The following is a 12380-nucleotide window of genomic DNA, read 5'->3' as shown; positions in this document are numbered from 1 at the left end:
GTGTACATGCTGTTTCTTACAGATGAAGATTTTATTTATTTTGCAATACTGCTGAGATTGTTGCTTCTGCAACTTTTTCTTCGCTAACAGATGCAATACACCTAAATTTGTGTACACCTAAACACACACTTTGAATGTTAGCTTGAAGAATCAATGTGTCCCCTGGAGTAACTAGCTTTCTGAATTTTGCATTTTCAATGGATCTCAAGTAAACAACTTTATTTTCTATTGTTTCTTTACCTAGAACACATATAGCAGATGCCTGAGCTAGAGATTCAATTATCAAGACTCCTGGCATTATTGGATGACCAGGGAAATGGCCAATAAAAAATGGCTCATTGAAAGTCACATTTTTGATTGCTTTTATACTTTTACCAGGATCACACTCTATAACCCTATCTACTAAGAGAAACGGATAAGAATGTGGTAGTATTTTTATAATATCACTGATATTAAATTGCATAAGCCTACTCAATGCCTTTTAAAGCAAATTCAGGTATTTCCTCATTTATATTGTTTAATACCACATCCGATAAATCAACTTCATCCATGGAGTATAAAACTTGGTTCTTTTTTGAAATAAATAGTACCAAATCTATGTTGTTTTTTTCTGCCGTTTTTTTAGCGACTTCTTTTATCTTGTTAAAAACACTCTCTACTGCGTCTCTATAGCTTTCTTCTAAATGTAACATTTTTTTAGCGTAATTATCTCTAGTATTTACAGTGTGCTTATTAAACTGTTCTGTCTTTTCTTTTTTTGCTTCTTCTGACAAAAGTTCAAATTCTTCTTTTGATGGCTTAAGTTTTTCTAACTCACTTTCAAATTCTTGTTGTAATCTAGAATTCTGCTCCTTTATTTGTTGTTGTATGTTTTGCAGAGCAAGTGATTCATTGATAACTTTATCACTATCAATAATGGCAGCCTTTGTGTTCTGAGGTTGATATCCTACAAACTTATACCCCACAAATAAGGAAATAATTAAGGCAATAACTGATATAAATAACTGTATATATTTCATTCAAATCCCCGCTTCAATAGAAAATTTAACATTTGGTGATGGTATTATATCATAAGATTCCTTTACTAAAGGAAACCCAAAATCTAATCTAAGTCTACCAAAAGGAGAAGGTATTGAAAAGCCAAAACCTGGTGACACTCTTATAAGCTTACTATCATTATATGGATCTTTACATTTCCCATTTTTATCATCTAAGCCAAAAAGTGTTGCATAGTCAACAAATAATGAGCCTTTGATACCAGCATAGTCATATAGTTTTGGTAGTGGAAAATCTACTTGCTGTGTTAAATTAAAATAAGTTTTGCCTCCTAACGAACTTTTATCGTTGTCTATTGTTCTTGGTCCGATACCAGAAAGATCAAACCCTCTAATCTCATTACCCCCTTTAAAAAAGTGCTGGCCAATGTTTAAATCTTCATCGGTATAAGAAAAAATATGACCTGCCGCCATCTTAAAGCGTAGTATTATGCTATCGTCAATTTTACTTAATATAGGATGCGTGTAAAAAGACAAGAACTCAGATTTTAGGAAGTTTACATTCCCTCCCAATCCTGAAATATCCTGACTTATACGCAATAAATATCCTTCTTTTGGAGCATAAAGATTATCCAGTTTATTATACGCTAATGTGTATCCTACTGATGAAATCTGATGTTCACCTTCTTGCCCCTTTATTATATCAGAAATGTCATTGTCTTTTCCACCCTTATTATCCATGTTTATACGATTATACTTGTAAGAGTAGCGAATGGAATTAGTTAAGTTTTCTATAACTTTGTATGATAATTTTGTTGAAAATCCCATGTCACAACTATCGAAGCTAGTGTGTGGTTTATCTTGTTTTTCATAAAATATGCCCACACCTAGTGATGTATCAGAATCGTTAAAATTATTTTCAACAACCTCTACATTAGTAGAAAGTGAATATTTATTTTTCTCAAGAGCAAAAGAGAGCTCTTTACCACTACCAAATAAATTACGATCTGTGAAATTAGTTTTTACAAATACTCCGCCAGGAAAGGACATACCTCCTGCTAAAGATAATGAGGCAGTTCTTTTTTCTTTAACATTTAAGTCAAGATTTACTGCATCGTCATTAACTGCGTAACTATTTACTTTCACTGTTTCAAAAAAATCACTACTCATTAGTTTTTTACGTGATTTTTGAATCTCAGATATATTGTATGCATCACCTTCTGCTATACTTAGCTTACTTCTGATCACCTTATCTAAAGTGCGATCGTTACCATCAATTGTAATTTGATTTATATAAATCTTTTTACCTGGCAGCACTATGTAGGTTACATCTACAACATTGTCACGCTGCGCATACTCTGGATTAACTTTTGCAAATATATATCCTTTCTCATTTAAATATTTGTTTATTTTTTCTACTGTATTATTAATTTTAACTCTATTAAATATCTTATCGTTTTCCTCTGTTATAAAGTCCAATATTTCTTCTTTTAGGCTCAAATCCTGAATTTCAGTTTCAATATTAACCTCATTATTTCCAAACAAATACTGCTGTCCTTCGTCAATCAAAAAAGTTAACTCTGTTTGATTGTTATTATTAACCTCAACAATTGGTTGAATATTATTTTGAATATATCCCTTGGACGAATAAAAACGATCGAGCAATTCTGTGTTAATCAATAGATATTGCGGTGAATAATGATTTCCGCCTTTAAAAATGGCTCTAAATAACTTACTAAATATGTCATTACTATGTCTTTTGATAACTTGCTCTAGCTCATTTTCAGAAAAGTTTTTATTGCCTATAAATCTTATATCCTTGATTTTAGAGGTTTTACCTTCTTTTATTTTGAAAATTAGATTGACCCTATTACTATCAAGCTTATTCAGCTCATATTCAATTTTAACACCAACCTTACCGTTATTTCTATAAGTAGTGACTAAATTCACTAAATCGTTTTGCAATTTTGTTTCAGTAAAAATAGTTAGCGATTTTGACTGAATTACATTATTTAGCAGCTCTTTGCTGTTAAATAATTTATTACCCTTTAATATTATCTTGTTAATTAGTGGATTTTCTTGAATTTTTACTACTAATTTTTTTTTATCATCTATGTAAGCATTAACACTAGCAAATAGCTTTGTTTTATATAAACCTTTTATAATCGAATCTATATCATCGTCGTTTACATAATTACCAGGTTCCAATTTTATATAAAAACCTATTGTTTGATTGCTTACACGCTCATTACCAATATATTTGATATCTTTTATCTGCATTTTTTCCTTGTTTTCTAAAGCAACAAGTAGAGCGGGAAAGGAGATAAAAATTACTATTAGTATGTAAAATAGCTTTTTCATATTTATTTTAAAAAAGACTCCTAATATCATTCGAAATTGCAATTGCCATCAGCAAGAACAAAATGAAAGCACCAAAGGTAGCCTCATATTTTTGATATTTCAAACTTAAATCTCTACGTATAACTGCTTCTATAATATAACGAAATAAATGCCCACCATCCAGTAGTGGAATTGGTAGCAAGTTAATCGCAGCTAAATTAGCTGAAATAATTGCCATGAGATACACAACCATAATAAATCCTTTTTTGGCTGATTGCCCTGAATATTTTGCAATTTTTATTGGTCCACCTATTTCACTTGCACTTCTCTTACCAACGATAATTTGAAAGATAGCTTTGATCGTTAAGCACATAGTGTGGTAAGTTTCACTGACTGATAAGCTCGCAGCCCCAAGAAAAGACGACTGCTTTAATGTATTGACTGAAATAATCCCTATAGTTTCTCTTTCTATTGTGTTGCCAAAGACATCTCTACCCTCAACTGTCAATGGAGTCAGGCTAGTTCTATGCTCCTCATTATTTCTGCTATACTTAATTTCCATCCTCGTCTTGGGATTCGACATTACCACACGTGAAATATCTTCAAAGTATTTTATTTTATGCTCATTGATTTGTGTAATAGTGTCACCTGGCAACAAACCAGCTTGCTTAGCTGCACTACCTTCGATTACATTTTCAATCACCGGTGGAGTGCGATAATAACCTGCTATGCTAAAAAATATTGTAAAAGCTATAACAGCAAATACCATGTTTGCAAAAGGCCCTGCAAAAACTACTGCTGCTTTTTTATGCCGCGGTTTTGTATGAAATGAATACAACTTTTCTTCTTCCGTTAATTCTTGTTGATCAGCTGGAACACTCGCTGCATTAGTATCTCCTAGCATTTTAACATAACCACCTAATGGAACAGCGCTTAATTTCCATCTAGTTCCAGACTTATCGTTAAAACCAAAAATTTCAGGGCCAAAGCCTATAGAAAAAGATTCAACTTTAACTTTGCATGCTTTGGCAACAACATAATGCCCATATTCATGCACGAATACTATGACAGAAATTATTAAAGAAAATGATAAAAAATAATATATTCCATCGCTAAATTGATGGATAAGATTAGAAATTAATTCCACCTGTATATTTAGATCTTAACAAAATGTTAAGTATATTAAAATGCGCCTCGCTTGACAAGTATTTAGTTTAACTTTTAAATTAAAAAAAGTTTAATTGTAATGACAGATACCTCACTACTCAGAAGAAAATTAATATATAGAAGCTGGCATAGGGGTTGCAAAGAAACCGATATACTTTTAGGGCATTTCGCATTGAAATATCTTGATAAATTTTCCTTAAGCGAACTAATCGAATACGAAAAAATAGTTGATCTTGATGATTACGAATTATATTGTTACATAACTCGTAAGACAAACCTCCCTCCTGGCTTGAATAGTCAGATAGTCAATTTAATTGCTTGCTTTATTGAAGCTAATCCTTTATGCACTCAAGATTAGTGATAATCTTATTTACCTTATCTAGTACCTCAGTATATTCTATTCTTTTCTCATTTCTATACTTTGCGCGCTCTTGATTTACTTCATCTAATCGCTTTGTTAATTCTAAAATTTTATCCTCAAGAATTAGTGCTGCAAGTAAGAAATTTAATGCATCCGAACCCTTACCTCCAGTTTTTTGAGATACAGAACTAACTAACTTGTCAAAACTATTAGCAAGGCGTAATAAATGATTCCCCTTCCCACTTTCGCAAGATATTTTATATGTGTTATTACGTATAACTATTTCTACTACTTGCATATGGTGCTAAAAATTTCTATCGTACAGTATAAACTCAAACCCCTACTTTCATCTTATTTATGGTATAAATTTTTATTCATTTATCAAATCAGATAATTTTTTACTGCTACGAAAATATGTTTTAAAGTATTGATTCTTTGTAAACTTCTGTAACATTAAATGGCTTGTTTCTTTCAAGTTATAACTTTTAACTGAAAAAGAACCAAACCCCCTAATTTCAACTCTATTATGATGTTTCAATGTGCTTGAAAGTATCCCAAAAAATCTATCAACTATAGCTGCTATAACAATCTTATCTAAAAAAGGATGTCTTTTTGCTACCCTCGCTATTATATCAGACTTTGTTGCCATTTATATGAAGCCAAAATAAGTAAACCTTATCACTTAGCAGATAATGCTATGTTATATTCTTCAACACCCAATACTTCAACTTCTATTTTTTCTGATATAGAGAATTTTTTATTCTCTGGTAAATGCTCTTGATCTATTAGAAGGGTTACATCGTTCTCAACTTCAACGACTAGTCCATTCTCTTCTCTCTTACCTACAGTAACCTGTATTTTATCGCCTACCTCAACTTTCTTTATCAGTTCTTCAAGAGGATCATACTCTATTTGTTTTATTCCAAGATAAATTCTTGCCTGATTCACGTTAGCCCTTATTACTTTTGCTTCTATTTTATCACCTACATTATACTTCTTTATCTCATCTGAACTATTTTTAGACCAACTAAAATCTTTCACATATATTGTCCCTTCTACGTTCTCATCTATTTCAGAATCACCGAAAGCAACAGATACATATGAGCCGGTATTATTCTTCACTTCACCAGAAACAATAGAACCAGGAGGATATTTATTGATAAATACTTGCCAAGGGTTGTCTACACACCTTTTCATGCTTAAACTCATCCTACTCTTAGCAATGTCAATACTGAGGATTTTTACATATACTTCTTGTCCCCTTGTTACGAGACTACTAACTGGTAAATTACTCTTAACCCAAGTTATTTCTGACGAGTGCACTAAACCTTCAATTCCAGGTCTAAGCTCAACAAATAATCCATAATCTTCTATGCTTGTTACATAACCCTTATGCACACTATCAACTGGATATTTTGACTCTGCATCTTGCCAAGGGCTATCTTCTAGCTGCTTCACACCCAAGGAAATTTTAGCATTTTCCTTGTCTATTTTTATAATTTTAACTTTTATAGTCTGACCACAAGTAAAAACTGTAGACGGATGACTTACTCTACTCCAAGAGATATCTGTAATATGTAGCAATCCATCTATAACTCCCACTGTATCTGATTCGTGAATACCGACAAATACACCGTAATGAGTGATGCTTTTTATTTTTCCTTCTATTACATCGCCTTCATTTAAAGATCCTAAAAATTTAATTTTTTCACCAGCGTGCAATTTTTCTAACACCAGCTTTCTTGATACTACAATATTACCTTGCTTCTTATCCATTTTAAGCACGATGAACTTTTGTTCAGTTTCAATAAGGTGCTTCGCATCTTTTACTTGCTTCAAATCCACATGACTCAGCGGTAAAAAAGCGCTTATTCCGTCACCAAGATCAACAATAAAGCCACATTTAATTGAGCGTTTAATAACTCCGCTTACTTCAGCCCTTGTAACTGTATCTTCTTCCAACTTATTCCATTTTTCGTCCCTAATTGCTTTTTCACGACTAAGAACAACATTACCATGATAATCTTCAATTCTTTCCACATAAACTCTAATTTTCGAGCCAATAATGACCTCATCATTACAACCGAGTTCCTTGATCAGAATTCTCCCGTCAGATTTTAAACCAATATCAACCACAACGTCGTTAGGGTTTATTCTTGTAATTACACCTTCTACCACATCTCCTTCTTTAATTTTATTAATAAAAGAATCCTCAAATAGGACATTATCCTGATCCTCAAATTGACCTTGAAATATCTCTTCTATAAACTTGTTTGATGATAGCTTTCTGATAGTAACCGGTAGATTTACAACTGGATTATTATTATTCATACCTTTAACTTAAACTTTATTAGAATTCATATATTATATAATATTAACAATTATTGACAAGTAATTTTTCATTAATTCATTTCGAGAATTATTTGAGCTATATAAAACTATAGTGAGAAAATTGTATATGTACTAAGAATATGCTATTTAAGGATAGTAAGTGGATTAGGTCGTTTTCCAGAAGGTCCAGATTAAAACCGGATGTTGATGAAACATTGGAAAAATATTCTATCCAAAATAGTAAGAAATCTATAGAAGAGATCATAAACTCGCACAAAAGAATATGGGTAGAAATAGGCTTTGGCAACGGTGAAAATATGCTTTACCAGGTGCTCAATGAACCTGATCTATTGTTTATAGGATGTGAGCCCTACTTAAAGGGGGTTTCTCGCTTGCTAACAAACATAGAAATACAAAACATAAAAAATATTTTAATGTGGACAGAAGATGCAAGAGAATTGATTGCAAATTTTCCTGATAACAGTGTTGAAAGATTCTTTATTCTCTTTCCAGATCCATGGCCAAAAAGAAGTCACAATAAAAGACGATTAATTAATACGGAATTTTTAAATTTATTAGAAAAAAATACTTATAACAGGGGAAATATTCATTGCAACCGATCATCAGGACTATGCAGAGTGGATAGCATCACATATAAAGCAGTGTAACTCTTTAATCTATAGGGAAGACGATTTCACAAGTTATACTCTTACAAAATACCACAGAAGAGCGCTCAAAGATCAGCGTAAAGTGAGGTTCTTTAAAGTAAGTGTTATTAATAATTTGCAGACTATGGATCAATAGAGTTTTTGCATATCTCTTTTACGTTAACTATAGATTAAAAATAATAAAAAAAGAGGGAGAAATAGAGTAAATTCCTTTAACTACTTCTCCTTATGAAGGAATAGACTTCTTGCATAACCCAAACTAAGTAGAAAAAAGGTATCATCCAATTAACGCGAATTCTGGATTAAAGGAGAATAGAAAAGGCAGAAAACAGGGTAAACTCAGCAATTATAAAAAAATAGATGAGGTTACCCATGGAAGATATAACAAAACTGTTTTGTTTGGTCGATGATTTTTGCAGAGATATAGAGAAAATTTTGCAGGCAAACTACTGCCAAATGGTAAAAAACCCACAAGAACAACGGAAATTGAGCACTCTGAAATCATGACAATAATCCTGCTATATCAACAATCTCCGTGTAAAAATTTCAAAACTTTCTATCTACATTACCTAACGTTGCTCTACAAATCAGAGTTTCCAAAGTTGCCTTCATATACCAGGTTTGTTGCTCTAAAGCCTAGGGTTTTGTGGCATTTAGCAATGTTGTTGCATTGGCTTTGTGGACAGTCAGAAAACACTGGAATTTCATATATAGACACAACTCCCATTGCAGTTTGTCATGCAAAAAGAATATCCAAAAACAAAGTTTTTGCTGGAATTGCAAAATTAAGCAAGAGTACTTACGGCTGGTTTTTTGGTTTCAAATTACATATGGTAATCAATGAAAATGGTGAAATTCATGCACTTACGCTAACAAAAGGCAATGTTGATGATAGGATACCTGTGCCAAATTTGACGGAAAAATTAACCGGCCTTTTGTTTGGTGACAAAGGTTATATTGCAAAAGAGCTTTTTCAGAAGCTGTTTGACCGAGGTTTGAAACTTGTTACCAAGGTGAAAAAAGGTATGAAAAATACATTAATTTCGCTAAATGAGAAGATTTTACTGAGAAAAAGGTCTATCATTGAGACTGTTTTTGGTTACCTAAAAAATAGACTAGAAATTGAACACACTCGCCATAGATCCCCTGTTGATTTCTTGGTTCATATCTTTTCTACTCTCATCTCCTATTCCATCAAATCCAAAAAGCCTTCTATTTCCTATACTTCCTTCCTTAATCCAGAATTCGCGTTTATAATACAGTCTCATTTTTACCTCCTTTAAAACCCTCAATTTTCTAATATATCCTTTCTTCCATAAAAATTTATTAACTCACCACGACTTTTATATGGCCCTGCGGACAATTTTATAGTGCTATAGCTAACTCAAGAAAGGTTTCCCTACGTCATACCGCGATTCATTCCATAACTGTATGAACATTCATTTTTGAAGGTAAATTGCACAGCAAATGGTGTCATGAAAGTAGCTGACACTGGAATCCAGCCTTGCCGTAATCTCATCAAGAACGTTGTGTTTTAACATAAAACGGCTACTTTTATACTTACCAACTTAATAAAATTCCTGGATCCCAGTGTCAAGCACTGGGATGACAAGAAGAGGGTACTTGGATAAGAGGCATTGCCCTCCTGGTAGGCCCAAATTGCAATGTCCGTACAGCTATGGATTCATTCGCGGTATAGATTCCGCTAATGAGTAGCAGAATGACGAATTTGTTGTTTTTCAAATTGTAGGTAAACCTAAGCCACTTTAGCTATATATAATAGAATTTCGCTTTCTACTATCTTTCCAGTTGTTTTATACATAATTCTCGAATTTTGAAAATTTGCTCCATATCTAATTTCTCACTTGTATAAAATTTGTTTTCTTACTTCGAGACCTAATCTACCACAACTTTTATATGGCGTTTCTTTCCTGCAGATAATTTTATAAATGGCTGATCTTTAAAGCTCTCGAAATTTATTACATGATCAATATTGTTTACAACATTATCATTAATCTTGCATCCGTTGCCCTGTATTAAACGCTTTGCAGCGCCTTTTGAAGGTTCAAAACCGGTGTCATGTAGTAGGTCTACTAAGGATATGCCGCTTGCCACTTGTTCTTTTTTTATGATGTAATCAGGAAGTAGTGAGCTATCTTCATTCTCAAAAGCAGAAATTGCAGCAAATTGTGCAAGTTCCGCTTCTTTGTCACCATGACATATTTTTGTCACTTCTGTTGCCAAGACCTTTTTTGCTTCATTTATTTCTTGATCCTTTAAAGACTCTAATTTTCTAATCTCATCAATTGGCACATCAGTGAGCAATCTTAAAAAACGTCCAACATCTTGATCATCAACGTTGCGAAAATATTGCCAGTAGTCGTAAGGCTTTAGCATATTATCATCAAGCCACACTGCTCCACTTTCAGTTTTGCCCATTTTTTTTCCTTGTGCATTTAATAAAAGAGGCATGGTAAGGCCAAATAGCTCAGGTAAATTCAACTTTTTTCCAAGTTCAATTCCGTTTACTATATTTCCCCACTGGTCTGACCCTCCAATCTGCAGACGACAATCATATTTTTTGTTTAATTCAATAAAGTCGTAAGCTTGCAATAGCATGTAATTAAATTCCAGAAAGCTTAAGGTTTGCTCTCTATCCAGCCTGGTTTTCACACTATCAAAACTTAGCATACGATTTACAGAAAAATAAGCTCCTATATCACGCAAAAAATCTATGTATTTTATGTTATCCAACCAATCTGCGTTATTTACTATCATTGCACCAGTCTTGCTGTCATTAAAAGACACCATTTTCTCTAATATTCTCCTTATACTGGATGTATTTTGATTGATGTTCTCTACAGGCAAGATGCTTCTTGCTTTATCTTTGAAGGATGGGTCACCAATTTTTGTTGTGCCACCTCCAAGTAAGACTATCGGCTTATAACCAAATTTTTGTAGGTGACAGAGCATCGTAATCTGAATTAGGTGACCAGCATGAAGACTTGGTGCTGTGCAATCAAACCCAATGTATGCAACTATATAATTGCTCTGCAATAATAATTGATCTAGTCCTTCAATGTTTGTGCATTGGTATAGGTACCCTCTTTCTTGGATGAAATTTAAAAATTCAGATGCGTGTTTCATTTTATAAACTCCAGTCTATCCTGTCATTAATGCCGAAGGTAACCCTAATAGAGAAGCCAGTGCCCAGACACTGGAACTTAATTATAAACAAGCACACTATACAACGTTTTCGATGAAATTGCATGAAAAACTGGATTCCAGTGTCAGCTACTTTCATGACACCACTACCTGTACAGGAGTTGCCTTCAAAATTACAACGTTTGTGCAATTGTGTACCAGCTATCTGGATAATCAATTCCATAACTCTTCTATTTTATAATACTCCCTTACTTCCGGCCTGAATATGTGAACCATTATGCCTTGAAAATTCAAAACCACCCAATTGCCTTCATCCATACCTTCTACATCTATTTTATCATGTGGCTTGAGGCTTTTTATTACGTGCTCAGCTAAAGCTTTAACGTGACGGCTTGAATCACCAGATGCAATAATCATGTATTTTGCAATAACGGTTTTATTCTGCACATCAAAAGTTACTATATCATGACCTTTATTTTGATCTATTATCTCTTCAATTGTACTTCTTATCGATTCCATATTGCTAAACATTGTTTACAGGTTATATGATTCATTTATAATTATATACTCAAAATTTCTAAATATGAACTATTTTCAACGCAACTACTTGTTAAAGGTATTACCTGCATCTATTTTATCATCATGTTTTTAGCATGTACAATGTATATACTTTTTATATAATTGAAAATAGCTTTTTACTAGTATTCATTATGGGCAAGACTCTCATCTACTTAATCGGCTTTCCAGGCAGTGGTAAGTTTACTACTGCAAAGGAACTGTGTAAAATCATTGGTGCAGTAATAGTAAGCAATAATCTATTCAATAATATTATATTTGATATTGTTAAATTACAAAACTCTGAAGTTCCAGATGACCTATGGGAAAAAATTTTTGCAGTTAGGGAAAATGTATTAGCAATACTGGAAAAACACTACGTAAAATCAAAACATTATATATTTACAAATGAATTGATAGAGGGTGATCCCTATGACCAAAGATTATATAACTCAGTGGTAAATTTAAGTAAAAAAATGGACATGGAAATTTTTTCTGTAGTATTACATTGTAATAATGAAAAACTAGTAAGACGTGTCCAATCAGAAGAGAGATATCAGGAAAATAAAATTACTGATCCGGATTTTGCTATAAAGAAAATTGAAGGGAAAAGGCTATTTATACCTGAGGGTTCGCTTGAAATTGATAACTCGAACTTGAGTGCAAAGGAAGTTGCAAAGAAAATTGTTGAAGAGATGAAGAAAGAAAAAAATGGAAAATTAATTAAAACTTCTGTAACAAATCATTTAAAAACAGAGCGTACTCGTGGTTGAGCAGAAAGATAAGTACCGTCCTTGT

General features: G+C 32.8%; 12 protein-coding genes and 2 pseudogenes. 4 read left to right on the top strand and 10 right to left on the bottom strand.

Annotation, left to right across the window (positions count from 1 at the left end; all coding sequences use genetic code 11):
- Positions 1-31 precede the first annotated feature (31 nt).
- The 4 genes from fabZ to rseP are packed head-to-tail and all read right to left on the bottom strand — an operon-like array spanning position 32 to position 4482.
- Positions 32-463 carry a 3-hydroxyacyl-ACP dehydratase FabZ gene (gene fabZ, locus OPR17_RS00725; protein WP_065094742.1) on the bottom strand — a complete coding sequence of 144 codons (432 nt, stop codon included), beginning with the start codon at positions 461-463 and terminating at the stop codon, positions 32-34.
- 4 nt (positions 464-467) lie between these two features.
- Positions 468-1019 (bottom strand): OmpH family outer membrane protein, encoded by a 552-nt coding sequence (locus OPR17_RS00720; RefSeq protein ID WP_265021759.1) that lies wholly within the window; start codon positions 1017-1019, stop codon positions 468-470.
- Positions 1020-3356 carry an outer membrane protein assembly factor BamA gene (gene bamA, locus OPR17_RS00715; RefSeq protein WP_265021758.1) on the bottom strand — a complete coding sequence of 779 codons (2337 nt, stop codon included), beginning with the start codon at positions 3354-3356 and terminating at the stop codon, positions 1020-1022.
- Between the two features lie 7 nt (positions 3357-3363).
- Complete coding sequence (rseP, locus tag OPR17_RS00710; protein ID WP_265021757.1) at positions 3364-4482, bottom strand: RIP metalloprotease RseP; 1119 nt, start codon at positions 4480-4482, stop codon at positions 3364-3366.
- A 99-nt stretch (positions 4483-4581) separates the two neighbouring features.
- Here rseP and OPR17_RS00705 point away from each other — a divergent pair, with 99 nt between their 5' ends.
- Positions 4582-4860: an FAD assembly factor SdhE gene (locus tag OPR17_RS00705; RefSeq protein ID WP_006279484.1), complete on the top strand. Its 279-nt coding sequence runs from the start codon at positions 4582-4584 to the stop codon at positions 4858-4860.
- On the opposite strand, the gene OPR17_RS00700 is transcribed toward OPR17_RS00705, so the two are convergent.
- The 3 genes from OPR17_RS00700 to OPR17_RS00690 form a co-directional block, all read right to left on the bottom strand.
- Positions 4835-5161 carry a cell division protein ZapA gene (locus OPR17_RS00700; protein WP_065094745.1) on the bottom strand — a complete coding sequence of 109 codons (327 nt, stop codon included), beginning with the start codon at positions 5159-5161 and terminating at the stop codon, positions 4835-4837. The genes OPR17_RS00705 and OPR17_RS00700 overlap by 26 nt on opposite strands.
- A gap of 72 nt (positions 5162-5233) precedes the next feature.
- Positions 5234-5512, bottom strand: coding sequence for an HU family DNA-binding protein (locus tag OPR17_RS00695; protein WP_265021756.1), 279 nt, complete (start codon positions 5510-5512; stop codon positions 5234-5236).
- 29 nt (positions 5513-5541) lie between these two features.
- On the bottom strand, positions 5542-7194 hold the full coding sequence (locus OPR17_RS00690; protein WP_265021755.1) for a 30S ribosomal protein S1: 1653 nt from the start codon (positions 7192-7194) through the stop codon (positions 5542-5544).
- A gap of 140 nt (positions 7195-7334) precedes the next feature.
- Between OPR17_RS00690 and trmB the strand changes: the two are divergent.
- Positions 7335-7998, top strand: a pseudogene (gene trmB / locus OPR17_RS00685) (tRNA (guanosine(46)-N7)-methyltransferase TrmB).
- Between the two features lie 236 nt (positions 7999-8234).
- A pseudogene (locus OPR17_RS00680) lies at positions 8235-9145 on the top strand (IS982 family transposase).
- A 613-nt stretch (positions 9146-9758) separates the two neighbouring features.
- Here OPR17_RS00680 and tyrS read toward each other — a convergent pair.
- From tyrS to rsfS, 3 genes are read right to left on the bottom strand one after another with little or no spacing between them, the layout of a single operon-like run.
- The gene (tyrS, locus tag OPR17_RS00675; protein ID WP_265021754.1) at positions 9759-11009 is read right to left on the bottom strand and encodes a tyrosine--tRNA ligase; all 1251 of its coding nucleotides are present in this window, start codon (positions 11007-11009) and stop codon (positions 9759-9761) included.
- A gap of 1 nt (position 11010) precedes the next feature.
- Entirely contained in the window at positions 11011-11250 is a 240-nt protein-coding gene (locus OPR17_RS00670) for a hypothetical protein (RefSeq protein WP_265021753.1), read from the bottom strand.
- Entirely contained in the window at positions 11241-11558 is a 318-nt protein-coding gene (rsfS, locus tag OPR17_RS00665; protein ID WP_320109855.1) for a ribosome silencing factor, read from the bottom strand. Before rsfS ends, OPR17_RS00670 begins: the two co-directional genes overlap by 10 nt.
- A 179-nt stretch (positions 11559-11737) precedes the next feature.
- Between rsfS and OPR17_RS00660 the strand changes: the two genes are divergently transcribed.
- The gene (locus OPR17_RS00660; RefSeq protein WP_265021752.1) at positions 11738-12355 is read left to right on the top strand and encodes an AAA family ATPase; all 618 of its coding nucleotides are present in this window, start codon (positions 11738-11740) and stop codon (positions 12353-12355) included.
- The last annotated feature ends 25 nt before the right edge of the window (positions 12356-12380 follow it).

Source organism: Wolbachia endosymbiont (group A) of Icerya purchasi (genome assembly GCF_947251635.1).
In the GTDB taxonomy this organism is placed as follows: domain Bacteria; phylum Pseudomonadota; class Alphaproteobacteria; order Rickettsiales; family Anaplasmataceae; genus Wolbachia; species Wolbachia pipientis.
This window is presented reverse-complemented; position numbering and strand designations above follow the sequence as displayed.